The organism is Halomonas sp. GT, assembly GCF_002082565.1.
Classification (GTDB): Bacteria; Pseudomonadota; Gammaproteobacteria; order Pseudomonadales; family Halomonadaceae; genus Vreelandella.
In genome coordinates this window covers 74,894-98,704 of sequence record NZ_CP020562.1, presented here as the reverse complement: position 1 = coordinate 98,704, position 23,811 = coordinate 74,894, and the positions used below count along the sequence as shown (strand labels likewise).

The 23,811-nt window shown below is 52.0% G+C and carries 19 protein-coding genes and 3 rRNA genes; 7 read left to right on the top strand and 15 right to left on the bottom strand.

The features are described from left to right. Positions 1-7: 7 nt before the first annotated feature. From flgK to flgB, 10 genes are all read right to left on the bottom strand, one after another. On the bottom strand, positions 8-1,666 hold the full coding sequence (flgK, locus tag B6A39_RS00435) for a flagellar hook-associated protein FlgK (protein ID WP_083000296.1): 1,659 nt from the start codon (positions 1,664-1,666) through the stop codon (positions 8-10). 62 nt (positions 1,667-1,728) lie between these two features. After that, a complete protein-coding gene (gene flgJ / locus B6A39_RS00430; RefSeq protein ID WP_083000294.1) occupies positions 1,729-2,793 on the bottom strand; it encodes a flagellar assembly peptidoglycan hydrolase FlgJ in 1,065 nt (354 codons plus the stop codon). After that, positions 2,794-3,936 (bottom strand): flagellar basal body P-ring protein FlgI, encoded by a 1,143-nt coding sequence (locus tag B6A39_RS00425; protein ID WP_083007817.1) that lies wholly within the window; start codon positions 3,934-3,936, stop codon positions 2,794-2,796. Positions 3,937-3,975: 39 nt separating this feature from the next. Continuing rightward, complete coding sequence (locus B6A39_RS00420) at positions 3,976-4,665, bottom strand: flagellar basal body L-ring protein FlgH (RefSeq protein WP_083000291.1); 690 nt, start codon at positions 4,663-4,665, stop codon at positions 3,976-3,978. 51 nt (positions 4,666-4,716) lie between these two features. Continuing rightward, positions 4,717-5,499: a flagellar basal-body rod protein FlgG gene (flgG, locus tag B6A39_RS00415; RefSeq protein WP_038480136.1), complete on the bottom strand. Its 783-nt coding sequence runs from the start codon at positions 5,497-5,499 to the stop codon at positions 4,717-4,719. Between the two features lie 30 nt (positions 5,500-5,529). Beyond that, a complete protein-coding gene (flgF, locus tag B6A39_RS00410; RefSeq protein ID WP_083000288.1) occupies positions 5,530-6,288 on the bottom strand; it encodes a flagellar basal-body rod protein FlgF in 759 nt (252 codons plus the stop codon). Between the two features lie 42 nt (positions 6,289-6,330). Beyond that, positions 6,331-7,617, bottom strand: coding sequence for a flagellar hook protein FlgE (flgE, locus tag B6A39_RS00405; RefSeq protein WP_038480130.1), 1,287 nt, complete (start codon positions 7,615-7,617; stop codon positions 6,331-6,333). 34 nt (positions 7,618-7,651) lie between these two features. Beyond that, complete coding sequence (locus tag B6A39_RS00400) at positions 7,652-8,347, bottom strand: flagellar hook assembly protein FlgD (protein ID WP_038480127.1); 696 nt, start codon at positions 8,345-8,347, stop codon at positions 7,652-7,654. Between the two features lie 2 nt (positions 8,348-8,349). Further along, on the bottom strand, positions 8,350-8,760 hold the full coding sequence (gene flgC, locus B6A39_RS00395; protein WP_038480124.1) for a flagellar basal body rod protein FlgC: 411 nt from the start codon (positions 8,758-8,760) through the stop codon (positions 8,350-8,352). Between the two features lie 24 nt (positions 8,761-8,784). Then, positions 8,785-9,216, bottom strand: coding sequence for a flagellar basal body rod protein FlgB (gene flgB / locus B6A39_RS00390; protein WP_009724004.1), 432 nt, complete (start codon positions 9,214-9,216; stop codon positions 8,785-8,787). A 194-nt stretch (positions 9,217-9,410) separates the two neighbouring features. Between flgB and flgA the strand changes: the two genes are divergently transcribed. The 4 genes from flgA to B6A39_RS00370 all read left to right on the top strand — a co-directional run bounded on the left by flgA (position 9,411) and on the right by B6A39_RS00370 (position 11,774). After that, entirely contained in the window at positions 9,411-10,127 is a 717-nt protein-coding gene (gene flgA, locus B6A39_RS00385; RefSeq protein WP_083000285.1) for a flagellar basal body P-ring formation chaperone FlgA, read from the top strand. An 85-nt stretch (positions 10,128-10,212) separates the two neighbouring features. Further along, positions 10,213-10,479, top strand: a complete 267-nt coding sequence (gene flgM / locus B6A39_RS00380; protein ID WP_038480118.1) for a flagellar biosynthesis anti-sigma factor FlgM — start codon at positions 10,213-10,215, stop codon at positions 10,477-10,479. Positions 10,480-10,489: 10 nt separating this feature from the next. Further along, a complete protein-coding gene (locus B6A39_RS00375) occupies positions 10,490-10,939 on the top strand; it encodes a flagella synthesis protein FlgN (protein WP_083000283.1) in 450 nt (149 codons plus the stop codon). 79 nt (positions 10,940-11,018) lie between these two features. Continuing rightward, positions 11,019-11,774: an SDR family NAD(P)-dependent oxidoreductase gene (locus B6A39_RS00370; protein ID WP_083000280.1), complete on the top strand. Its 756-nt coding sequence runs from the start codon at positions 11,019-11,021 to the stop codon at positions 11,772-11,774. A gap of 278 nt (positions 11,775-12,052) precedes the next feature. On the opposite strand, the gene rrf is transcribed toward B6A39_RS00370, so the two are convergent. The 4 genes from rrf to lldD all read right to left on the bottom strand — a co-directional run bounded on the left by rrf (position 12,053) and on the right by lldD (position 18,766). Then, positions 12,053-12,168: ribosomal RNA gene (rrf, locus tag B6A39_RS00365) — 5S ribosomal RNA — on the bottom strand. Positions 12,169-12,334: 166 nt separating this feature from the next. Next, a 23S ribosomal RNA gene (locus B6A39_RS00360) occupies positions 12,335-15,228 on the bottom strand. A gap of 321 nt (positions 15,229-15,549) precedes the next feature. Continuing rightward, positions 15,550-17,082 (bottom strand): 16S ribosomal RNA (locus tag B6A39_RS00355). The 16S, 23S and 5S rRNA genes sit together here, the layout of an rRNA operon. Before the next feature lie 529 nt (positions 17,083-17,611). Next, a complete protein-coding gene (lldD, locus tag B6A39_RS00350) occupies positions 17,612-18,766 on the bottom strand; it encodes an FMN-dependent L-lactate dehydrogenase LldD (RefSeq protein WP_083000277.1) in 1,155 nt (384 codons plus the stop codon). A gap of 309 nt (positions 18,767-19,075) precedes the next feature. Between lldD and B6A39_RS00345 the strand changes: the two genes are divergently transcribed. The 3 genes from B6A39_RS00345 to B6A39_RS00335 are packed head-to-tail and all read left to right on the top strand — an operon-like array spanning position 19,076 to position 23,140. After that, complete coding sequence (locus B6A39_RS00345; protein WP_009724995.1) at positions 19,076-19,849, top strand: GntR family transcriptional regulator; 774 nt, start codon at positions 19,076-19,078, stop codon at positions 19,847-19,849. Further along, a complete protein-coding gene (locus B6A39_RS00340; protein WP_083000274.1) occupies positions 19,846-21,765 on the top strand; it encodes a sensor histidine kinase in 1,920 nt (639 codons plus the stop codon). Before B6A39_RS00345 ends, B6A39_RS00340 begins: the two co-directional genes overlap by 4 nt. Beyond that, entirely contained in the window at positions 21,758-23,140 is a 1,383-nt protein-coding gene (locus B6A39_RS00335; protein WP_083000271.1) for a sigma-54-dependent transcriptional regulator, read from the top strand. Before B6A39_RS00340 ends, B6A39_RS00335 begins: the two co-directional genes overlap by 8 nt. Here B6A39_RS00335 and B6A39_RS00330 read toward each other — a convergent pair. Continuing rightward, positions 23,116-23,787, bottom strand: a complete 672-nt coding sequence (locus tag B6A39_RS00330) for a metal-dependent hydrolase (protein ID WP_083000269.1) — start codon at positions 23,785-23,787, stop codon at positions 23,116-23,118. The genes B6A39_RS00335 and B6A39_RS00330 overlap by 25 nt on opposite strands. Between the last annotated feature and the right edge of the window lie 24 nt (positions 23,788-23,811).

The following is a 23,811-nucleotide window of genomic DNA, read 5'->3' as shown; positions in this document are numbered from 1 at the left end:
CTCCTTATTAGTTCCGTAGATTCAAGATGGTGTCCATAATGGCACCCGCGGTATCAATCACGCGCGCATTCGCTTGGTAATACTGCTGATAGCGAATCAAGTTAGCCGCTTCTTCATCAAGATTGACGCCTGACTCAGATTGCTGCACTGCTTTCAATTGATCAGTTAACCCTTGTCGAGCATCTAAATTCACCTGGGTAATATTGGTACGGTTACCCACATCGCTGACAATGACGCCATATGCGCCGCTCACCGATGCACTACCACCCACGATGGCTTTTTGCTGTAAGTCCTGTAATGCCAAAGCATTGCGGTTATCACCTGCACCCGTCGCTACCCAGTCGGCAGGGTCGTCTTCAGGATTCACTGGTGTACCAGCAGCGATACGGTCTAGCTCTTTGATGGTGACATCCATGTCACTTGCGCCCCGGCGCACCGGCTGCACTTCAAAACGGTCACCATTGTTAGGCGTGCCGCTAATCGTAAGTGCTACGCCACCAAACGTTAGCGCACCCGTTCCCGCGTCCCAGTCAACATCATCTACTGTTGCTCCGTTATCGTTACGCGTAACGGTTGGAGCACCATCTTCAAAGCGAACGGTGTAATCCGTCGCGCGCAGCTGGTCAATCGTGTCGATATCAAACTCGGCAGACTCAATGACGGCTGTGCCACTGTTCTTCTCATGGCTAAACGTTTGGGGAGCACGCACGGCAAAAAAATCGCCACCTTGCTCGCCATCCAGATCGACACCCTGCTTGTGCTGCTCGTTAAACGCCACTGAAAGAGAAACCGCCAGCTGGCCAATTTGGTTCTGAGTTTTATCCAGCGTTTCTGAACGGAATGTCATCAGACCACCCAGGGCGCCACCTTTAATCGCTGACTCTCCCAACTGAGTTACGCCACCTCCACCATCACGATAAGCCACCACGGTACGCTGTGGATCAGCGTCTGATTGCACAGCTTCAAGCTTAAACGCGCTGGTCCCCGTTACTAACGGCTGACCATTCGGCAAACTGAGGTTGTAGCTTTTCCCATCCTGTATATTTAGGCGTATATCCATGCGTTCATTGAGCTCAGAAATCAAATGATCGCGCTGGTTCAACAGGCTATTGGGCGCTTCGCCGCTACGTGCACGGGCAAGCGCAATTTCGCGATTCAGGCCGGCAATTTGTTCAGTCGTGTTATTTATCTGAATAACTTCATCTTTGACTTGGCTATTAATATTGCTCTGCATATCTTGCAGATAACCGTCAAAAGAACGGAATTGGGCGCTGAGTGTATTGGCCGAGCCAACAACGCCTTGGCGAGCAGCAGGATCCGCTGGCGCACTGGCCAAATCTTCCAAAGAGGAGAAAAACGACTGCATTAACGGCGACAAGCCCGCTTCTCGATCCGCAAGCAAATTATCTATTTGGGTGACTTGGTTGTTGTAAGTCGCCAGTGCGCTTGATTGGGTCTTAGCATTGTTAAGCTGGTTCGAGACATACGTATTAAACTGGCGCTCGATACTGTTGATCTTAACGCCGCCACCCACAGACCCTTGGCCAAGCTGAGCCAGCTCACGATTATACCCAGGCGTATAAACGTTACTGATATTGTTGCTGGTAGTACTGAGGGCATTCTGCGCCGCATTAAGGCCGCTTAAGCCGATTGAAAACATGCTCATGGTCAATTCCTTAGGCCGATAAGATGTCTATCGGCAGTGCGCAGAAAAACTTGAATCACACGTTAACGGGAATCTGCGAGAAAATCGCGCCCCGTTGCTATCGGCCCCATGGTATTCATGACAGCAACTAGTTTATTAGCATAGTGTGGATCCGTCGCATAACCGCCCCGCTGTAGTTCATGGGCGGCTTGTTGCGCATCAGCGGCCTGCACGACGCCCGCGTAGCGCGGATTGTTGCCGATCAAATTGGCATAGTCGGTGAACGCATGCTCAAACGAGTCATAGACGCGGAAAGAGTCCACGACCTGGGTACGACGGCCATCAATATACTCATGGGTGACGATATCGGTCGTCTTGCCCTGCCAGTGACTGCCCGCCTTAATACCAAACAAGTTGTGGCTATTGCCGCCGTGTTGCGTGGCAATTTCATGGCGTCCCCAGCCTGTTTCCAACGCTGCTTGTGCCAAAATAAGCTCAGCTGGCACACCGGTGGCATCACTAGCAGCCTGGGCTGGAGCCGCTAACGTCGTTAAGAAGCGCTGAACGTGATCAGGTGCCTGGCTAAAACTGGCAGGTGTCGCGGCGGAAGTGGGCGTAGCTGAGGAGGCAACTGTCGTCGATGCCGTGCTGGTATTGCTTGTCTCAGCGGCTGGCTGTTGGCTAATCGCGTCTAGTTCAGCTAAGAACCGCCCATTACCCGAGGCTGGCGCATAACCACCGCGATTCGGCTGAAGTGGCTCATCCAACACCCTCGGTGTCCCGCGCGGTATGCCCGCAATAAGCGCCTGCAGTTCTTGGTCAGCGCTATCTGACTTATGATTAACCGCCCCTTGGCGCTGCAGCTGTTCCACCAGCATATCCGCCAACCCCATGCCTTTAGACGAGATCACTTGCGACCACTGCTGATCCAGCATCTGCTGGTAAGTATCGGTTGTCGAACTGCTCAACAGACCTGAAGAAGGAGTAGCATCGCGCATGCTTTTCATCATCATCTGCACAAACAGGGCTTCAAACTGCTGCGCAGCACCGTGCACACCGGCATCAGGATCCACTCGGGCGTTGTGCTGCAAGCGCTGAAAGCCGTTCATGTCCAGCGCGAACTGGCTGGTCATATCGCCAATGCTCATTTAAATAACCTCAAGCTCTGCGCGAAGCGATCCGGAGGCCTTCAACGCTTCAAGAATCGACATTAAATCTTGCGGTGTGGCTCCCAAGGCATTGAGTGCATTGACCACTTCATTCAATTGGGCACCTTCTACGATTTGTAGAAATGCTTCCTGCTGTTCAATTTCAATATCCGTATTGGGCACAACCACCGTTTCGCCCTCACCAAAGGGAGCTGGCTGGCTAACACCAAACTGGGTATCAATCATGATAGAGAGGTTGCCATGAGCAACGGCTGCTTGGCGTAGGGTGACAGCGCTATTCATGACGACGGAACCCGTCCGTGCATTGAGTACGACCCGCGCGGGTGCCTCCATGGGTGTCACCTGCACATTTTCTACACGCGCCATAAAGTTAACCCGGGCGTTTTCATCCATCGGGCCATCAAGTGCGATCACCCGCCCGTTGCGCGCATACGCTACCGACTGGCCAAATTCGTTATTAATGGCCGTTACCATGCGCTGTACCGTGCCAAAGTCTGACTCATTAAGCTGTAACTCTAATCGTCCGCCGTTACCGCCAAGATTTAGCGGCACTTCCCGCTCAACCAACGCCCCATTAGGAATGCGGCCGGATGCTTGCTGATTGATCTGGACACTGCTACCGCCTGCTTGAGCGCCTGCGCCACCCACCAGCATGTTGCCCTGAGCGATGGCATAGGTATCACCATCGGCACCTTTCAGCGGCGTCATTAATAGCGTTCCACCACGTAAGCTGCGGGCGTTGGCAATCGAAGACACAACGATATCTAAGCGCTGACCTGGGCGTGAAAACGGCGGTAAGTCAGCAGTGACCATGACGGCAGCAACGTTGCGCAGCTGTAAGTTAGTACCTGGCGGCACTGTAACGCCTAACTGGGAGAGCATGTTCGTCAAGCTTTGGCTGGTAAACGGCGCCTGCGTGGTTTGGTCACCGGTGCTATCCAGCCCCACGACCAAACCATAGCCAACCAACTGGTTATCGCGCACCCCGGCAAAGCTTGATAGTTCACGCACTCGTTCCGCTGCGGCTGGCATCGCCAGCAAACAACTAACGGCAAAGAGTGCCGTGAACATAGCAACACAACGTAGCCAGTGCTTAACACTACGATAACGGTTTAACTGCATAGCCATGATAGGTCTCTGTTAGCGGGCCGAGTGACTGACTTAAAACGGCGATACATTTAAGAAAAAGCGTTGCAGCCAGCCCATATGCTGTGCCTCATTGATATAGCCATCACCCACATACTCAATTCTTGCGTCTGCCACTTGGGTCGAAGGCACGGTGTTTTGCGCAGTAATTGTGCGTGGGTTAACCACCCCTGAGAAACGAATGAATTCTGTTCCCTGGTTAATCGCGATCTGCTTTTCACCGCGCACCCGCAAGTTACCGTTATTCATCACTTCCAATACCGACACGGTGATCGTGCCCGTGAAGGTATTGTTGGCCTGGGACCCGCCGCCCCCCGCAAAGTCACTCGCCCCCGATACATCGAAACCATACTCGGCCAACGTGTCCAGCACATCGGGCAGTTGCGCAAGCTCTAAGCTGGCATTACCCGAACGATCTGCATTGGATCGGGCATTTTTGCTAGCACTCACCTCTTCATCGAGCACAATGGTCAAAATATCGCCAATGGATCGCGGGCGGCGATCTTCAAATAGCGGCTGATAACCGCGGCGCGCTTGATAAATAGAGCCATTGGCGATTGGCGGCGGTCGATCCACAATCGTAATTTGCTCTTGCTCACCCACCACCGAGGCTCGCGGAATTTGCGCGCAACCAGCCACAAATAAAATAAACAGCGCAAGGCCAACTAACAAAAAACGACGTGAAGCAGCGTGTAAATCCAACATAATGCGACCTGTTAGTAAGCCCGATTTAGTAAGCCCTATTCATCAATAACGTTAGAGCTGACTCAAGCGCGCTAACATTTCGTCGCTGGTCGATACCGCCTTACTATTAATTTCGTAGGCGCGTTGGGTTTGAATCATATTGACCATCTCCTCAACCACATTCACGTTTGAGGTTTCTACATAGCCTTGGAATAACCTGCCAGCACCGTTATTACCGGGGACATTTTGGTTGGGCGCGCCCGAGGCACCGGTTTCCAAGTACAAGTTACCGCCAACGCTCTCCAGGCCTGCTGGATTAATAAACGATGCCACATTGATCTGGCCAATATCGGCATCTTGAGCGATACCAGGTTGGCGTACGCTGACCGTACCATCTTCACCAATCGTGACCGACAACGCGTTAGCAGGAACAAAAATGGCAGGCTCTAATGGGTAACCATTGGCAGTCACCATTTGGCCGTTTTCATTGAGCTGAAAGCTGCCGTCGCGGGTGTAGCCAACGGTGCCATCAGGCAATAACACTTGGAAAAAGCCTTCTCCACTGATCGCCAGATCGCGGGAGTTACTGGTTTCTTCAAGACCGCCTTGGGTATGCAGGCGTTCAGTCGCCACCGCACGCACACCGGTACCTATTTGCATGCCAGAAGGCAGGCGATCCTGAATATTATTTTGCGCTCCGGGCTGGCGCATATTTTGATAGAGCAGATCTTCAAACACAGGACGGGAACGTTTAAACCCGTTTGTGCTCACGTTCGCTAGGTTATTGGAAATAACATCTAGTTTGGTTTGCTGAGACTCCAGTCCCGTCTTGGCCGTCCACAAGGACTTAATCATAAGCGTGTTCCCTTGGCTGAGTGGCTGCTATCAGCCCTGAATAGATAAAATGCTGTTAGCGCGCTGAGCATTCTCGTCCGCCGTGCTGAGCATTTTCATTTGCATGTCGTAACGGCGGGCAACATCAATCATAGACACCATGGCATCTACGGCACTGACGTTACTGCCCTCTAGTGCACCACTGACAATTCGGGCATCTTCATCACCGGGAAGCACGGCGGCGACGCCTTCATCATTCACAGGCCCGCGAAACAGGCCATCTTCACCGCGCGTCAACGCCTGTTCATCGGGCGTGACTAGCTTGATGCGGCCGACATCAACCAGTGCCGCAGGCCCCTCACCCTGGGGAATAGCGCTGATGGTGCCATCCGCACCAATGGATACTTGCGCACCTTGGGGCAAGGCAATGGGGCCACCTTCCCCCATTACCGGGCGCCCAACACTAAGCAGTACGCCATCACTATCCAACTGCAGGTCACCCCGGCGGGTGTACGCCTCAGTGCCGTCCTCTCCTAGCACCGCCATCCAGGCATCATCCTGCATCGCGATATCGAGGGTTCGACCCGTGCGTTCAATAGGGCCCTGCGAAAAATCGGTGCCTGGGGTGGTCGTTACCGCCGATACCCGCGTGTCGAGTAGCCCAGCGCCCTCTACCGGGACTGAACGCGCAGCTTGCAACTGAGCGCGAAAGCCTGCGGTAGACACATTCGACAGGTTATTGCTAACCACTGCCTGCTGGTCCATTGTGTGTTTGGCGCCGCTCATGGCGGTGTATAGCATACGATCCACAACTGACTCCTTAGCGCAGCATCACGCCATTATCACGAGTGACTACAGGTTAATAATGGTCTGCAGGAGCTCGTCCTGGGTGCTGATAGACGTTGAGTTCGCTTGGTAGGCTCTCTGGGAAACAATCGTGTCAACCAGTTGCTTCGCCAGATCAACGTTAGAGTTTTCAAGCACGCCCGACTCAATAGTGCCGAAAACGCCAGTGCCCGCTGTTCCAATGATGCCAACGCCAGAGGCATTGGTTTCACGCCAGGCATTATCACCAATCGGCTGAAGACCTTCTTCGTTTGCAAAGTTGGCCAACACTACTTGGCCAGCATCACGACGCTGTTCGTTCGTAAAGATACGGATAACTCTGCCATCGCGAGTAATTTCTAAGCCCGCCAAGCTACCTGAAGAGTAACCATCTTGCGTCAACGTATTCTGGATCGATGTGTTGTTAAACTGAGTAGTACCCACTAAATTGAAAGTAAAATCTAACTCTTCAGCTCCGCCCAGATCGCCGGCGGGGAAAGTAAAGTTGACTTCCTCACCGCCATCAACACCAATAATATTGTTATTGGCATCTCTTTCAAGATTGCCATTAGCGTCAAACGTTAATTCAAAGTCATTGCTATTATCTAATTTAACACCATCCCTAGCGACTTGAACATTCCAGGTGTTATCCCCGGTTTTGGTATAATACGTAGAGACATTTCGAGCATTACCCAGAGAGTCGTAAACCGTAAAACTATTAGAGAAGTGATATTCCACTTCTACTTCATTGGCAGGATCAGTAGTACCAAACTGATCATAAAGCACTGCCGTTTGTAGATTTTCGTTAGCAACAACACTGGCGTCTAAATTATAAGTAGCCGTGGTACGCCCAGTTTCTTGGGCAGGAATATCATCTGCGGGAATACGCAATGCTTGAGGCGCGCCGCCAGCAATGACTTCTGAAAACGGATCATTGATATCAGAAAGCCCATAGCCTGTGAGACGTTGGCCTGAAGAGTTAACCAGGAAACCTTCATTATCTTGACTAAACTGGCCGTTACGTGTGTAGGCGGCTTCTCCACTTGACTGCTCAACGCGGTAGAAGCCTTCGCCCGCCACAGCAAGGTCCAACGTACGTCCAGTAGACTCTAAATCACCAGCAGTAAAATCTTGACGAACATTAGCTACTTTAACACCAAGGCCTACTTGGCTGTTTGCTCCAGCAAAAACATCAGCAAAAATAGCACCCGAACTTTTAAACCCCACAGTTTGTGAGTTGGCAATATTGTTGCCTAGAATTTTTAAGTTTTCAGACTGTGCATTTAAACCACTTAAAGCTTGAGAAAAGCTCATTACATTCTCCTAGAGAGTGATTTAGGCGTCTAAATCAAAGAATTTGTTTGATCTGATTCAACTGAACCTGTCCGTAAACAGCCCCTAAATCCAGCTGAATATTTCCACTACCATCGTTAGGGGTCACACTATTAACAACCGCATAATTCAATGCGGTTGAGTCTAGTGTTTCACCCTCAGCATCTTGAGCCTCTAGCTGAACCGTATAACGGCCACTGGCAGCGGCTTCGCCCTGTTCGTTTTTACCGTCCCACTGGAAAGACTGCACACCAGCTTCTACCGCACCCAAGTTATAGCGTCTAATCACTTCGCCACCTTGGCCAACAATCACCGCGGTAAGCTGGTCGGCGGGTTTAGCAAGCTCAATACCAAACGGTGTCGTGTAGGGTTTTCCTTCACTATCCTGCTCTAGCATGACCTTGTTGCCAGGCACCATCACACCTTGGCCAATCAAGCCACTTGCTTGCAGTGCTTGGTTGGCATCCATTTGGCTAGTAATGCTTTGCAAAGTGGTGTTCAGCTCTTCAATCCCACTTACCGTATTAATTTGTGCAATCTGGGAGGTCATTTCCGCATTTTCCATCGGATTCAGCGGATCTTGATTCTGTAGCTGAGTAATCAGTAGCGTTAGAAAACTGCTACGCAACTCATCTGACGCGCTCTGCTTTAACTGGGAAGCACTGCCGCCGCCATTAATTGCCGAAAGTGTTGCCGGGTCGATTGTACTCATAATTAACCCTCACCCAGTGATAGCGTCTGCACCATCATCTGCTTCGTTGTGTTGAACACTTCTACGTTGGCTTGATAGGAACGCGACGCCGAGATCATGTTGACCATTTCATGCACGGGTTCAACATTGGGCTTGGCGACATAGCCTTCTTCATCCGCAGCAGGATGGTTTGGCATGTATTGCAGACGTAGCGGAGCGTCGTCTTCAACTACCTCAGTGACACGTACACCACCGACGCCATATCGATTATTGTGCGCTTGGGTTTCAAACATCACTTGTTTGGCCCGATAGGTCTCTCCATCAGGGCCTGCAATGCTGTCGGCATTGGCCATATTGCTAGCGGTAACATTCATACGCTGCGCCTGGGCGCTCATGGCAGAACTAGCAATATCAAAGGCTGAAAACATCGACATAGATTACTTTCTCCTACCGCTCGGTTATTCCGGCTGCATCGCGTTTTTCAGGCCCTGAATTCGGCGATTCATGATGGTTAGTGCGGCTTGGTAACGAACAGCATTGTCTGCAAACTGTGTCCGCTCACGATCCATATCGACCGTGTTGCCATCCAAGCTGGGCTGATCGGGGATGCGATAAAGCAGCTCTGCACTGCCTACACCCCGCCATGCAGGGCCTTCACCTTGCAGATGACGCTCTGAAGTTCGTGCGAGCGTCAGTGCGCCATTTTGCTGCTGCTGTGGCTGACTGCCCGCAACAGCCTTCTTTAACTCACTGGCAAAGTCGAGATCGCGCGCTTTATAGTTAGGCGTATCGGCATTGGCAATATTGGCTGCCAGCACGTCGTGACGCGCTTGACGCAAGCCCAGTGCCTGCTGGTGATAATTAAAGGCAGATTCAAGCTGATCAATCATGCCAATCCTCGTTCGCTGAGAGGCAAATTAAAACGGATATTATTGATGATGAATAATAGGCTTCGCTTCGTCAGCCTAAAGCATGGAACAGCTGCCGTTTACACCAGCATTTCATATGATGCACAGGGTACTTTTGCACTACACTGCACGGTTGATGATTATCATCTGCTTCCCTTCGATTGAGCGACTCTCCCATGCCACACCCGCTGCGCCCAACGCGATCCTATCTGGCGACTCTTAAGCAAATACTTTGCCTATCACTGCTCAGCCTTGGCTTTTCATTTCACGCGCATGCGAATAACCAACTGTTGATGGATACCGTTCAACAGTTCCTTTATCAAGAATCTCAATCGCTTGGGCAGGAAGTGATGATTGATATCTCACCTCCTTCTGCACATTTACCTGAGTGCATTGCACCCGAACCCTTTTTCCCGAATGCCAATCAATCCCCTATCGGGCGCATTTCGGTCGGCGTGCGCTGTGGCGAAAACCGTCGTCAAGTGCGGTATATCCAAGCGCAAATTGATATCATTGGTAGTTACGCCGTGGCTGGGCAGGATATTGATAGGGGCACGCTCATCACGAGTGATATGCTGACATCACGAGAAGGCAATCTTGGGGATCTCGCCGCCCAAGCACTTACCGACCAAGACGATATTATCGGTATGGTCGCGCAGCGTCCTATTCGAAGCGGCAGTACTTTCCAGTCCCACTATCTTCAAGCGCCTCAAGTGGTGAAACGAGGGCAGCGCGTCACTGTCATAGCAGAAGGCGCTGGTTTCCGAGTGTCACGCGAAGGAGAGGCCTTGTCTGATGGTGCACAAGGCGAGCGTATTCGTGTGCGCTTTGATACGCGGGAGTTAGTCACCGCACGCGTCATTGGCCAAGGAACATTGGTGATAGATTTTTAATCTAATGCCTAAAGTCCTTACTACTCAGGCCGATAGTAGGTAATACAGCGCATGCCGCACCAACGTTGACGATGAGGCAAACAACGTGAAAATCGATAATATTAATCCGTTGCTACGTTCTAATCAGGCGCAGCAGCGTGATGAAGCACAGAAAATAGGCGGCAATAAGCCAGCCGAAGCAGACAGCGCGACACGCTCAGCAACGCAACTTAGCCAAACGCATACGGATAGCTCACACGATATCGATACGGCAAAAGTTGAGGAAATTCGCGAAGCTATTCGTGAAGGGAAGCTAGAGATTCGTGCGGATCGCATTGCTGACGGCTTAATTGCTAATTTAAAAGATTTATAAGCGAACGATTATGGGTCTTTCACGACTGCTCTCAGATCAACTGCAACGCCTTGATGAATTAGTACTGCTGCTCTCAGATGAACAAGCACAGCTTACTAAAGGCAGCATTGACGGCGACACTCTCTCTGCTATAGCCCTGAAAAAACAGGCGCTGCTAGTTGAGCTAGAACGCATTGAGCAATTGCGCCGAAACGTGCAGACAAAGCTTGGCTATACAGAGGGTGCGCTTGGCGCCAAACAAGCAGCTAACGATGCAGACTGTTTGATTACCTGGGAAAACTTGCTCGAAAAAAGCGAACGTGTATCACGCATGAATGCATTAACCGGGCAAATGCTATCGCTTAGAATGAAGCATAATCAGGAAATGCTGGATTACATTCGCCAAATTGCTGAAAAAACGCTCTACAAGCCAAATGGGCGCAATAATGCCCAACCAGGTCGCTTTAACGCATCTGCCTAGTATTTCCGCACATTCATAGACAAAACCTGTACAAGAAGCTTCAATGTGAACATTGATATTCACAATTGGAGCCGAAAGAATGCTTTCCCACCTTCCAGAAAACTTTACCGCTGTTGTCATCGGTGCCAATGGCGGCATAGGTAACGCTATTATTAAGAGGCTGCTTGCCGATACCCATGTGGGTAATGTCGTTGCCGTAAGCCGTTCACCTCTTGTTTCTCAAGACCCATCTTTTCAGGACGCATCCGTTGAGGTGGCGAACGTCGATATCACCACAAAATCAGGGCGTGAGGCTCTTTGCCAACAGTTAAACGGTCGCCCGATACACCTGTTGTTCAATGCCGTTGGTACGCTGCATGATGAGGCGCGTAATGTGCAACCTGAAAAACGCTTAGAACAGTTAGATGAAGCGTCATTCGCCCATGTTATGCATGTTAATGCGACCACACCCGCTCTACTCATAGCCGCACTTAAATCATCGCTGCAAGGCAAACACCCGTCTATTATCGCCAGCTTGTCGGCACGCGTTGGATCTATTGGCGATAATGGGCATGGCGGCTGGTACAGCTACCGTGCCAGTAAAGCAGCGCACAACATGTTAATGAAGACCATCTCCATCGAACTCAAACGACTGAACAAGCAGTCTATTGTGTTGTGCCTGCACCCAGGCACCACAGATACATCGCTGTCGCAACCTTTCCAGGCTCGTGTACCCAGCGAAAAGCTATTTACACCTGATTTCGTCGCTGAACAATTATTGAAAGTAATGTCTCAACGCACTCCCGAAGATACCGGCAGCTTCTGGGATTGGGCTAGCAAGCCTATCGAATGGTAAATGTTAGGCAAAAAAAATCCCCACGGCGTAAGTGAACTGCCCCCCAATAGTTGAACTGTGGTTTCGGGCTTCTGCTGTCCAAGGTCAAGGTGGATTCCCGATAACCCCACTCGGGAATGACGGTGTGGTGACTCGGGAATGACGGTGCGGTGGCTCGGGGATGACGTGCGGTGTACGCTTCGGGAAGTGACCGCTTTGTGATAGGGGCCAGAGGGTGCTTTTTTCTTCCGCACAAACAAAAAACCCAGCCGATGGGCTGGGTTTTTTGCGGTATAAGTGCCTGACGATGACCTACTCTCGCATGGGGAGACCCCACACTACCATCGGCGCTAAGCGGTTTCACTTCTGAGTTCGGCATGGGATCAGGTGGTTCACGCGTGCTATGGTCGTCAGGCGTAACTTTTAATGTATATCATGCTGAACATGTTACTGATGTTTTGTGGCGTCTCTTTCGCCTCAAGCCCTTCGTGTGTCACGTTGGGCTTGATTCGCGTATCCGGTTCTCTGAGTGTCTTCACACTCGTCTCGTTATCACTGCGACCAGACCCCTTGGGTGTTATAGGGTCAAGCCTCACGGGCCATTAGTACACGTTAGCTCAACGCCTTGCAGCGCTTCCACACCGTGCCTATCAACCAGCTGGTCTCGCTGGGCCCTTCAGGAGGCTCTAGGCCTCAGGGATGTCTCATCTTGAAGGGGGCTTCCCGCTTAGATGCTTTCAGCGGTTATCCCGTCCGCACATAGCTACCCGGCAATGCCACTGGCGTGACAACCGGAACACCAGAGGTGCGTCCACTCCGGTCCTCTCGTACTAGGAGCAGCCCTTCTCAAACATCCAACGCCCACGGCAGATAGGGACCGAACTGTCTCACGACGTTCTAAACCCAGCTCGCGTACCACTTTAAATGGCGAACAGCCATACCCTTGGGACCGACTTCAGCCCCAGGATGTGATGAGCCGACATCGAGGTGCCAAACACCGCCGTCGATGTGAACTCTTGGGCGGTATCAGCCTGTTATCCCCGGAGTACCTTTTATCCGTTGAGCGATGGCCCTTCCATACAGAACCACCGGATCACTAGAACCTGCTTTCGCACCTGCTCGACGTGTCTGTCTCGCAGTCAAGCACCCTTATGCTCTTGCACTCACTGCACGATGTCCGACCGTGCTGAGGGTACCTTCGTGCTCCTCCGTTACTCTTTGGGAGGAGACCGCCCCAGTCAAACTACCCACCACACACTGTCCTCGATCCGGATAACGGACCTGAGTGAGAACGCCAATGATGCCAGGCTGGTATTTCAAGGTTGGCTCCCCTCGAACTGGCGTCCGAGATTCAAAGCCTCCCAGCTATCCTACACAGGCAACATCAGCGTCCAGTGTGAAGCTATAGTAAAGGTTCACGGGGTCTTTCCGTCTAGCCGCGGGTACACCGCATCTTCACGGCGATTTCAATTTCACTGAGTCTCGGGTGGAGACAGCGTGGCCATCATTACGCCATTCGTGCAGGTCGGAACTTACCCGACAAGGAATTTCGCTACCTTAGGACCGTTATAGTTACGGCCGCCGTTTACCGGGGCTTCAATCAAGAGCTTCGCCTTGCGGCTAACACCATCATTTAACCTTCCGGCACCGGGCAGGCGTCACACCCTATACGTCCGCTTGCGCGTTAGCAGAGTGCTGTGTTTTTACTAAACAGTTGCAGCCACCTGGTATCTTCGACCGGTTCGGGCTCTGAGAGCAAGTCTCGTCACCCTACGCCGGCGTGCCTTCTCCCGAAGTTACGGCACCATTTTGCCTAGTTCCTTCACCCGAGTTCTCTCAAGCGCCTTGGGATTCTCACCCTGACCACCTGTGTCGGTTTGGGGTACGGTCGCACATGATCTGAAGCTTAGAGGCTTTTCCTGGAAGCGTGGCATCAATGACTTCCTGACCGTGGTCAGTTCGTTTCGTGTCTCGGCCTTAAAGCATCCCGGATTTACCTAAGATGCCAGCCTACTCACTTTCACCAGGACAACCAACGCCTGGCTCACCTAGCCTTCTCCGTCCCCCCATCGCAATCATGTCCGGTACGGGAATATTAACCCGTTTCCCATCGACTACGCCTTTCGGCCTCGCCTTAGGGGCCGACTCACTCTGCTCCGATTAGCGTCGAACAGAAACCCTTGGTCTTCCGGCGAGGGAGTTTTTCACTCCCTTTATCGTTACTCATGTCAGCATTCGCACTCGTGATACCTCCAGCGAACTTCTCAATTCACCTTCATTGGCTTACACGACGCTCCTCTACCGCTCACACCTAAGTGTGAACCCGTAGCTTCGGTACCTGGTTTAGCCCCGTTACATCTTCCGCGCAGGCCGACTCGACTAGTGAGCTATTACGCTTTCTTTAAAGGATGGCTGCTTCTAAGCCAACCTCCTAGCTGTCTGAGCCTTCCCACATCGTTTCCCACTTAACCAGGATTTCGGGACCTTAGCTGACGGTCTGGGTTGTTTCCCTTTTCACGACGGACGTTAGCACCCGCCGTGTGTCTCCCACGCTCGCACTCACCGGTATTCGGAGTTTGCCTCGGGTTGGTAAGTCGGGATGACCCCCTAGCCGAAACAGTGCTCTACCCCCGGCGGTGATACGTGAGGCGCTACCTAAATAGCTTTCGAGGAGAACCAGCTATCTCCGAGCTTGATTAGCCTTTCACTCCGATCCACAAGTCATCCAAATCTTTTTCAACAGATCCTGGTTCGGGCCTCCAGTTGATGTTACTCAACCTTCACCCTGCTCATGGATAGATCGCTCGGTTTCGGGTCTATATCCAGCGACTGTGTCGCCCAGTTAAGACTCGGTTTCCCTACGGCTCCCCTAAACGGTTAACCTCGCCACTGAATATAAGTCGCTGACCCATTATACAAAAGGTACGCAGTCACAGAACAAGTCTGCTCCTACTGCTTGTACGCACACGGTTTCAGGATCTATTTCACTCCCCTCTCCGGGGTTCTTTTCGCCTTTCCCTCACGGTACTGGTTCACTATCGGTCAGCCAGGAGTATTTAGCCTTGGAGGATGGTCCCCCCGTCTTCAGTCAAGGTTTCTCGTGCCCCGACCTACTCGATTTCACATGATCAGATTTTCGACTACGGGGCTATCACCCACTATGGCCGCGCTTCCCAGCGCATTCGCCTAATCAGTCACATGCTTAAGGGCTGGTCCCCGTTCGCTCGCCGCTACTAGGGGAATCTCGGTTGATTTCTTTTCCTCAGGGTACTTAGATGTTTCAGTTCCCCTGGTTCGCCTCTTACGCCTATATATTCAGCGCAAGATACTCATCTTATGATGAGTGGGTTTCCCCATTCAGAAATGCCCGGGTCACAGGTTGTTTGCCACCTCGCCGAGCCTTATCGCAGGCTTCCACGTCTTTCATCGCCTCTGGCTGCCTAGGCATCCACCGTGTGCGCTTCATTGCTTGACCCTATAACCCGAAGGAGTCTGGTGTCTCGCAATGATAACGATTGCCGGATACGCTTGAGACGTATCACAAAACAATTACGTATAAACACTTCAAAGAAGCGTTTATGTCAGCATGATATACATTGTTAAAGAGCGACTGCTATGCGCAGTGATAAGCGGTTGCTTTTTTCACATTAAAAGGAAAAGAAAGGTCTTTAAAGAAGATCTTAAAAAAGCTCTTTTCTCTTCTTTCACTATGAAGAAAACGCTTATCACTGCGTATCAACAGCATTCTGATCAGGTAATTCATTGTGAGCGCTTACCGCGAGGATGATGCATCGTTTAAGGAGGTGATCCAGCCGCAGGTTCCCCTACGGCTACCTTGTTACGACTTCACCCCAGTCATGAACCACACCGTGGTGATCGCCCTCTTGCGTTAGGCTAACCACTTCTGGTGCAGTCCACTCCCATGGTGTGACGGGCGGTGTGTACAAGGCCCGGGAACGTATTCACCGTGACATTCTGATTCACGATTACTAGCGATTCCGACTTCACGGAGTCGAGTTGCAGACTCCGATCCGGACTGAGACCGGCTTTTCGGGATTAGCTGACTCTCGCGAGCTCGCAACCCTTTGTACCGGCCATTGTAGCACGTGTGTAGCCCTACTCGTAAGGGCCATGATGACTTGACGTCGTCCCCACCTTCCTCCGGTTTGTCACCGGCAGTCTCCTTAGAGTTCCCGGCATTACCCGCTGGCAAATAAGGACAAGGGTTGCGCTCGTTACGGGACTTAACCCAACATTTCACAACACGAGCTGACGACAGCCATGCAGCACCTGTCTCTGCGTTCCCGAAGGCACCAAGTGATCTCTCACAAGTTCGCAGGATGTCAAGAGTAGGTAAGGTTCTTCGCGTTGCATCGAATTAAACCACATGCTCCACCGCTTGTGCGGGCCCCCGTCAATTCATTTGAGTTTTAACCTTGCGGCCGTACTCCCCAGGCGGTCGACTTATCGCGTTAACTTCGCCACAAAGTGCGCTAGGCACCCAACGGCTGGTCGACATCGTTTACGGCGTGGACTACCAGGGTATCTAATCCTGTTTGCTACCCACGCTTTCGCACCTCAGTGTCAGTGTCAGTCCAGAAGGCCGCCTTCGCCACTGGTATTCCTCCCGATCTCTACGCATTTCACCGCTACACCGGGAATTCTACCTTCCTCTCCTGCACTCTAGCTTGACAGTTCCGGATGCCGTTCCCAGGTTGAGCCCGGGGCTTTCACAACCGGCTTATCAAGCCACCTACGCGCGCTTTACGCCCAGTAATTCCGATTAACGCTTGCACCCTCCGTATTACCGCGGCTGCTGGCACGGAGTTAGCCGGTGCTTCTTCTGCGAGTGATGTCTTTCCTAATGGGTATTAACCACTAGGCGTTCTTCCTCGCTGAAAGTGCTTTACAACCCGAAGGCCTTCTTCACACACGCGGCATGGCTGGATCAGGGTTGCCCCCATTGTCCAATATTCCCCACTGCTGCCTCCCGTAGGAGTTCGGGCCGTGTCTCAGTCCCGATGTGGCTGATCATCCTCTCAGACCAGCTACGGATCGTTGCCTTGGTGAGCCTTTACCTCACCAACTAGCTAATCCGACATAGGCTCATCCAATAGCGGGAGCCGGAGCCCCCTTTCTCCCGTAGGACGTATGCGGTATTAGCCTGGGTTTCCCCAGGTTATCCCCCACTACCGGGCAGATTCCTATGCATTACTCACCCGTCCGCCGCTCGTCAGCGGGTAGCAAGCTACCCCTGTTACCGCTCGACTTGCATGTGTTAGGCCTGCCGCCAGCGTTCAATCTGAGCCATGATCAAACTCTTCAGTTTAAAATCATTGTGATACTTACTCGTCACCCGAAGGCAACAAAAGCGCATCAAACTTGGCTCAAGGTTCAAACGAATTCATTTCAATTTACATTGTCATGACCGCTTGCCTTGATATTTGGTGATTTATCACCCTCATCGGCAAGCGCCCACATGAATTACCTGATCAAATTGTTAAAGAGCTGTTTTCGCTGCTGAACTTCCGAAGAAGTGACTGGCTAACCGATGAACTGGCTTGCCTCAGCGAGGAAGGCGTATTCTACGCATTTCCTAGTGTTTGTCAATTACTGTTTTTAGCGAGTGAAGCGAGTGGGTTAAGAAAGCGAGATAACGATGCTTTCTTTATAACTGCCCTAACTCTCTGACAAACCGAAGGTTTTCACCTTCAATCACCGCTGGTAACGCTGTGCGTCCCCGGCAGCGGATGCGTACTTTACGGATTCGCTGCCGTCTTGGCAAGGGATTTTGTAAAAAAACGCCAACATTCGTCTGTTACTCTCATGCTGGCAGCATCACCCCCTCTATTTGAGCGTTATTTAAGCGCAGGAATTGCGTCAGGAACTAATGATTCGGTGCTGAGATCAGCAATCGTTCGCGCACCGGTGAGCGTCATCGCCACCTTCATCTCTTTTTCGAATAGCTCAAGCAGGTTAGCAACCCCCGCCTCACCTGCCGCTGCAAGCGCATAGATAAAGGCACGACCTATCAATGCTGTGTCTGCACCCATGGCAATCATTCTCACTACATCTAACCCATTACGCACACCAGAATCTGCCAGGATGGACAAGTCACCCTTGACTGCATCTGCAATAGCAGGCAGGGCACGTGCAGTAGAAGGCACGCCATCCAACTGACGGCCACCGTGATTGGAAACCACAATACCATCCGCCCCAAAGCGGACTGCATCACGGGCATCTTCAGCATCCAATATGCCCTTAATAATCATTGAGCCATCCCACTGCTCACGAATCCAATCCAGATCTTTCCAGGAAATAGAGGGGTCAAAGTTATCGCCAAGCCAAGCAATATAATCCTCAAGTTCTGTCGGCTGACCACGATAATCAGACACGTTGCCTAGGTCATGCGGGCGGCCACAAACACCGACATCCCAAGCCCAAAGAGGATGCAACGCAGCCTGAAGCATACGTTTCATAGGCCCGCTTTTGCCGCTCATGCCTGAATGGGCATCGCGATAACGCGCTCCAGGCACAGGCATATCAACGGTGAAGACTAATGTTTTAACCCCTGCCGCCTTAGCACGCTCAAGCACGTGCTTCATAAAGCCCCGATCCTTCAATACATAAAGCTGAAACCAGATGGGCCGCTCCACTGCCGCTGCCACTTCTGCAATTGGGCATACGGAGACCGTCGACAACGTAAACGGTATGCCCTTCTTGGTCGCTGCCCGTGCTGCCTGGACTTCACCACGCCTAGCGTACATGCCTGTTAGCCCCACCGGCGCCAAGGCAAGAGGCATTGCCATCTTTTCACCAAACAGTTCGGTTTCCAGCGATAGCGACGACATATCCTTCAACACCCGCTGCCGCAACGCGACACCCGCTAGGTCTTCAACATTGCTCCGCAACGTATGCTCTGCGTATGACCCGCCATCAGCATAGTGAAACAGAAACGGGGGGATACGACGCTTGGCAGCTTGGCGGTAGTCCGTAGGTGATGAAATGATCATGGCAGGCCCTATGCAATAAATAGATGCACTATCTATAAGTACTATCTATAAACGGTCATCGAAGCGTCAGTATTAGTCGCTTCAGATAAAAATTGGTTTTACCAATTTACAAAAAATTTTCCTCAACAGTAATGAGGCGCCGCAGTCGTGTCAAACACGCATCGCCCACCATGGCATGTTTCGGTCATATACTTTAGTTATAAGTCAAATAAACGGTGCCAATAGCTATCAATTTGCTAGCCTTTTACTGTTGAGACAAATCATTAAAGCCCTTATTATTGGTCTTACCAATTATAAGGGCCTGCACTAATGACTTATCCTCCGCTCCGCCAGCAGCGCTTGGCTGATGTGATTACCGAGCGCCTTGAAGCAATGATTCTTGAAGGTAGCCTCAAGCCTGGCCAGCGCCTGCCCCCAGAAAGAGAGCTTGCTGAACGGTTTGGCGTGTCACGCCCCTCTCTACGTGAGGCCATTCAAAAGCTTGCCGCACGAGGCCTGCTTACCAGCCGCCAAGGGGGTGGTACCTTCGTGAATGAAACGCTAAACAGCGGCTACACCGACCCTTTGTTGGAGATGCTTTCCCGACACAACGAATTTCATTTGGATTTGCTTGAATTTCGCGATGCGATGGAAGGCATTTCGGCTTATTACGCCGCGTTACGCTCAACACCAGCGGACAAAGCCGTATTAATCCAGCGTTTTGAAGAACTTGATGGTGGATTTGTGGGTGCCAACCCCGCCCAAGAAGCAAAACTAGACGCAGCCTTCCACCTTGCTATTGCAGAAGCCGCTCATAACGTACTGTTACTTCACACCATTCGAGGCATTTTTCATTTATTAGAGCAAAGCATCGTTGACAACCTCGCCCATCTTTTTGCAAAGCCCGACTCGCGTTCGCAGCTAATGAAGCAACACCGAGCCCTACTAGATGCGATTTTAGAAGGGCGTGCTGAAGATGCCCGCAGCCGCGCGCACGAGCACTTAGTGTACGTTGAGGAAGGCCTTCTCGAGATGGCCAGAGCGGAAACCCGCGCCCAGCGAGCACTGCGTCGTGCCCAAGGTACCAGCAGCACACCCGCATGAGTCGCTTACTTCGCCTTTCAGGTCACCGCTGGCGGCTACTCTGGCTAATCGCGATTCCGCTAGGACTGATGCTATGCATGTGGCAGGCCGCTCAACTGGCCCGCGAGCAGGCGCTATCAAACTTACAAGACGATGCCGAAAACGAGCTGCGGCTGTCGGCCGCCAACTTAAATGGTTACCTACTGCGCTATGATTATTTGCCACAAATGCTGGCGACCAGGGAAGGCGTACAACGTTTTTTAGATTCCCCAGACAGCCAAGACCCCATGCCGCTCAACTTACTGCTTGACCGTTTTCGCTTTACCTCTGGGGTCTCAGATGTTTATTTGCTTAACCGTGACGCCGATACCATCGCCGCCAGCAACTGGCACCGCCCTAATACATTCATTGGTCAAAACTACGCGTTTCGCAGCTATTACACCGATGCCATTACCGGGGGGCAGGGGCGTTTTTATGGCTTAGGTGTACAGTCGCTTGAGCGTGGTTACTATTTCTCAGCGCCGGTGTGGCTTGATGACACCTCGCCCGATGCAAAACCCGACGGTGTTATCGTCGTCAAAGTACTGCTCGACGATGTTGAAGAGGGCTGGGCTGAGCAGGACGCTGAACTGTTTGTCACCGATAGCGACAATATTATTTTCATGGCCAGCCACCCTGAGCTGCGCATGAATGCCCTCCACCCTCTTACCGACGGCCAACGCGACAGCCTACGGGCAACTCGTCGCTATGCAATGGAGCCTTTAACGCCTTCCGGCATTGAGCTTGAAGCCCCTTACGGGTCCGATAGCTATCTTGTTAGCTTTGCTAGCGGGCCATTAAGTGGTGGGCACTATTTAAGCCTTACGCGCCCCATCCCAGAGTTTGGCTGGCAAATGCATATTTTAAAACCACTGACTCCTGTGGTGAACGCCCAGTGGATCGCGGCGCTGATGGCGGGAGGCTTATATGGCGTGGTGGCCTTGGGCGGAGGCATTGGTTGGCAACGCTTGCGTTTACGCCGAGAGAGAGAAGCGTTTGCGGAACGCGAACGACAAACCTTAGCGAGAGTACGCGATGAACTAGAAGTCAGCGTTGAGCGAAGAACACGTGATTTAGTCGCCAGTAATCAGCGGCTTTCTGGTGAAATAGAAGAGCGGCGGCGAGCAGAAGCTAATCTACGCCAAACCCAAGATGAGCTGATCCAAGCGGCAAAGCTTGCGGTATTAGGTCAATTGGCTGCCGGTATTAATCACGAGTTAAATCAACCATTAGCGGCTATTCGCGCCTACGCTGAAAATGGTCGACGGTTTATTGAACTGTCGCGGGTGGACAAAGCAGATGCCAACCTAGCGCAAATTGTCGAGCTTACCCAGCGCATGGCCGATATTAGCGCCCAGCTGCGCCAGTTTTCTCGTAAGAGCAGCGAGCGTCAGGAAACAATCTCTGTCCAAGCCTGTATTGAGTACGCCCTGCGTTTATTCCACAGCCGCTTACGTGATGATGGCATCAGGGTGGTCCAACAATGGCCAGAGGAGACGCTTTGGGTTGAGGGTGATTTAGTCCGCCTAGAGCAAGTACTGGTGAATTTGATCAGTAACGCGTTACAGGCAATGAAAGAGGTATCGTCACCCATGCTGACGCTAAGCGTAGAAATAGCACAACAGCAAGTGATGATTAGCGTTGCCGATAATGGCCCAGGCATCCCAGAACAACACTTGGGCCAGATCTTCGAACCTTTCTTCACCACGAAAGCACCCGGCAGCGGATTAGGGCTAGGACTTTCGATTTCCTCACGTATTATGGAGGATCTGGGCGGCAAGCTGCAGGTAGCGAATCAGCCCACTGGCGGGGCGCGATTCACCATTACGCTACCCTGTTCAACAACACCTAACGTACTGCAGCCATACTCAGTCAAGGAGAGCAACAACCATGCATGAGCCGTCGACGCTGCCGGTCATGGTGATCGACGACGAACCGCACCTGCGTATCACCGCCAGCCAAACACTCGAACTCGCTGGCTACACGCCTCACTGTTTTGAGTCTGCAGAACAAGCGCTTGAGGCACTACCAGCAAACTTTCCCGGCGTCATCGTGAGTGATATTCGTATGCCCGGAATGGACGGTATGGCGCTATTACATGAATTACACAGCCGCGATGCCACACTGCCGATTATCTTAATCACTGGCCACGGTGACATCTCAACCGCGGTGGAGGCGATGCGTGCAGGCGCTTGGGATTTTCTGGAAAAGCCTTTCGCTGGGGATCAGCTACTCGATGTCGTAAGGCGAGGCATCGAAAAGCGCCAGCTAAGCCTGGAAAATTTGCGCTTAAAAGCCGAGCTTGAGGTTCAGCAGGCAGCCCTTGGGCCTCGTTTAGTCGGCCGTACCGCAGTGATTTCTCGCCTAGCAGCAATGATTCAACGCATCAGCCAAGTAGAGGCTGATGTGCTCCTATTTGGCGAAACCGGCACCGGAAAAGACCTTGTCGCCCGCGCCATTCATGAACGTAGCGTCCGACGCAATAGCCCGTTTATGGCGATAAACTGCGGTGCAGTGCCAGAAAACACCATAGAGTCAGAACTGTTTGGCCATGAGAAAGGTGCTTTTACCGGCGCAGTAGAACGGCGAATTGGTAAATTCGAGCATGCCAATGGTGGCACCGTGTTCCTGGATGAAATCGAATCAATGCCATTGGCACTTCAGGTGAAGCTATTGCGCGTATTACAAGAGCGTAGCGTCGAGCGTCTTGGGGCCAACGAGACGGTGCCACTCAATATACGAGTGATTGCTGCCACCAAAGTGGACCTTAAAGCTGCTGCTGAAGAGGGGAGCTTTCGCGAAGATCTCTACTATCGACTCAACGTGGTCACCCTGCCACTGCCCGCACTGCGCGAGCGACGCGAGGACATTCCCCTGCTGTTCCAGCATTTCGCCGTGGTCGCTGCCAACCGCAGTGGCTTAGAAGCCCCTACCCTGGATAGCCACTCAATTGCCGCCCTGCTGGCTCACGACTGGCCTGGTAATGTTCGCGAGCTGCGTAACCTTGCAGAGCGTTATGTGCTATTGGGAGCAGCCTTTGACTACCGTCTGGATGCGCTACTGGAAGGGGCCAACGCCGACACCGAAGAGCCCACGTTGCCGCGCCAAGTAGAGCTATTTGAAAAGAGCCTGATTAGCCAATCCCTGTCCCGCCATCATGGGCGCGTAACCGACGTATGCCGTCATCTGGGAATACCCCGCAAAACCTTCTACGACAAACTCAAAAAACACAGTTTAAGCGCTGATGATTATCGCCATAGCAGCGACCCTTGATGAAACAACTCAATCAACACGTCCCACGGTGGTACCCAGGGCACCAAGGTAAATAGCGCAATCAGCATAAAGACATTCGATAGTGGGCGGCGGCCATCGCCAAGCTTAAGTGCGGTGCCAAAAGAGCGCTTTAACCGCGCGCCTTCTAGGTCCACGCTGAAAAGTTCGTCCAGGCTTAAATGAATGATAAATCCTAGCAGTACCGCTGCACTATGGCACCAGGCCAGCCAAGCTGGCTGTGCCAGCAGATGAAAACTAAACGCGGCAGTCATCAGCGCGCACAGCACAGCCGCCATCAATGAGTGCCAAATACCTCGATGAACCGTTAGCCGTGAGAACACCACCGCCGCAAAATAACGCACGCTAACGTAAATGCCACCACACGCCACTAGCAACAAACCTGGTGTTAACCAGGGCTGCAACAACAACACACCAAGCACCAGTGAAGGCACCGATAAAAGATTAAAAATCAAACGGATAGATCGTGATCGATCAGCATCTATGTCAGGCAAAATACCGCCAAAGGCTACCAGGGCAATAATTAATAGCGCCTGAGTCGCTGGCCACCACTCAGCCTGCCAGCCAGCATAAGCCATGAGTACGCCGCCTGCTGCTGCTACCGTAATGTGCGTGCGAAAATTCGCCATTAGCGCGGCATCCTGGAAAACTGG

Excerpts from the sequence above, each read along its gene's own strand:
- flgK (WP_083000296.1), bottom strand. The coding sequence starts at position 1,666 with ATGAGCATGTTTTCAATCGGCTTAAGCGGCCTTAATGCGGCGCAGAAT.
- flgJ (WP_083000294.1), bottom strand. The coding sequence starts at position 2,793 with ATGAGCATTGGCGATATGACCAGCCAGTTCGCGCTGGACATGAACGGC.
- B6A39_RS00425 (WP_083007817.1), bottom strand. The coding sequence starts at position 3,936 with ATGCAGTTAAACCGTTATCGTAGTGTTAAGCACTGGCTACGTTGTGTT.
- B6A39_RS00420 (WP_083000291.1), bottom strand. The coding sequence starts at position 4,665 with ATGTTGGATTTACACGCTGCTTCACGTCGTTTTTTGTTAGTTGGCCTT.
- flgG (WP_038480136.1), bottom strand. The coding sequence starts at position 5,499 with ATGATTAAGTCCTTGTGGACGGCCAAGACGGGACTGGAGTCTCAGCAA.
- flgE (WP_038480130.1), bottom strand. The coding sequence starts at position 7,617 with ATGAGCTTTTCTCAAGCTTTAAGTGGTTTAAATGCACAGTCTGAAAAC.
- B6A39_RS00400 (WP_038480127.1), bottom strand. The coding sequence starts at position 8,347 with ATGAGTACAATCGACCCGGCAACACTTTCGGCAATTAATGGCGGCGGC.
- flgC (WP_038480124.1), bottom strand. The coding sequence starts at position 8,760 with ATGTCGATGTTTTCAGCCTTTGATATTGCTAGTTCTGCCATGAGCGCC.
- flgB (WP_009724004.1), bottom strand. The coding sequence starts at position 9,216 with ATGATTGATCAGCTTGAATCTGCCTTTAATTATCACCAGCAGGCACTG.
- flgA (WP_083000285.1), top strand. The coding sequence starts at position 9,411 with ATGCCACACCCGCTGCGCCCAACGCGATCCTATCTGGCGACTCTTAAG.
- B6A39_RS00375 (WP_083000283.1), top strand. The coding sequence starts at position 10,490 with ATGGGTCTTTCACGACTGCTCTCAGATCAACTGCAACGCCTTGATGAA.
- B6A39_RS00370 (WP_083000280.1), top strand. The coding sequence starts at position 11,019 with ATGCTTTCCCACCTTCCAGAAAACTTTACCGCTGTTGTCATCGGTGCC.
- lldD (WP_083000277.1), bottom strand. The coding sequence starts at position 18,766 with ATGATCATTTCATCACCTACGGACTACCGCCAAGCTGCCAAGCGTCGT.
- B6A39_RS00345 (WP_009724995.1), top strand. The coding sequence starts at position 19,076 with ATGACTTATCCTCCGCTCCGCCAGCAGCGCTTGGCTGATGTGATTACC.
- B6A39_RS00340 (WP_083000274.1), top strand. The coding sequence starts at position 19,846 with ATGAGTCGCTTACTTCGCCTTTCAGGTCACCGCTGGCGGCTACTCTGG.
- B6A39_RS00335 (WP_083000271.1), top strand. The coding sequence starts at position 21,758 with ATGCATGAGCCGTCGACGCTGCCGGTCATGGTGATCGACGACGAACCG.
- B6A39_RS00330 (WP_083000269.1), bottom strand. The coding sequence starts at position 23,787 with ATGGCGAATTTTCGCACGCACATTACGGTAGCAGCAGCAGGCGGCGTA.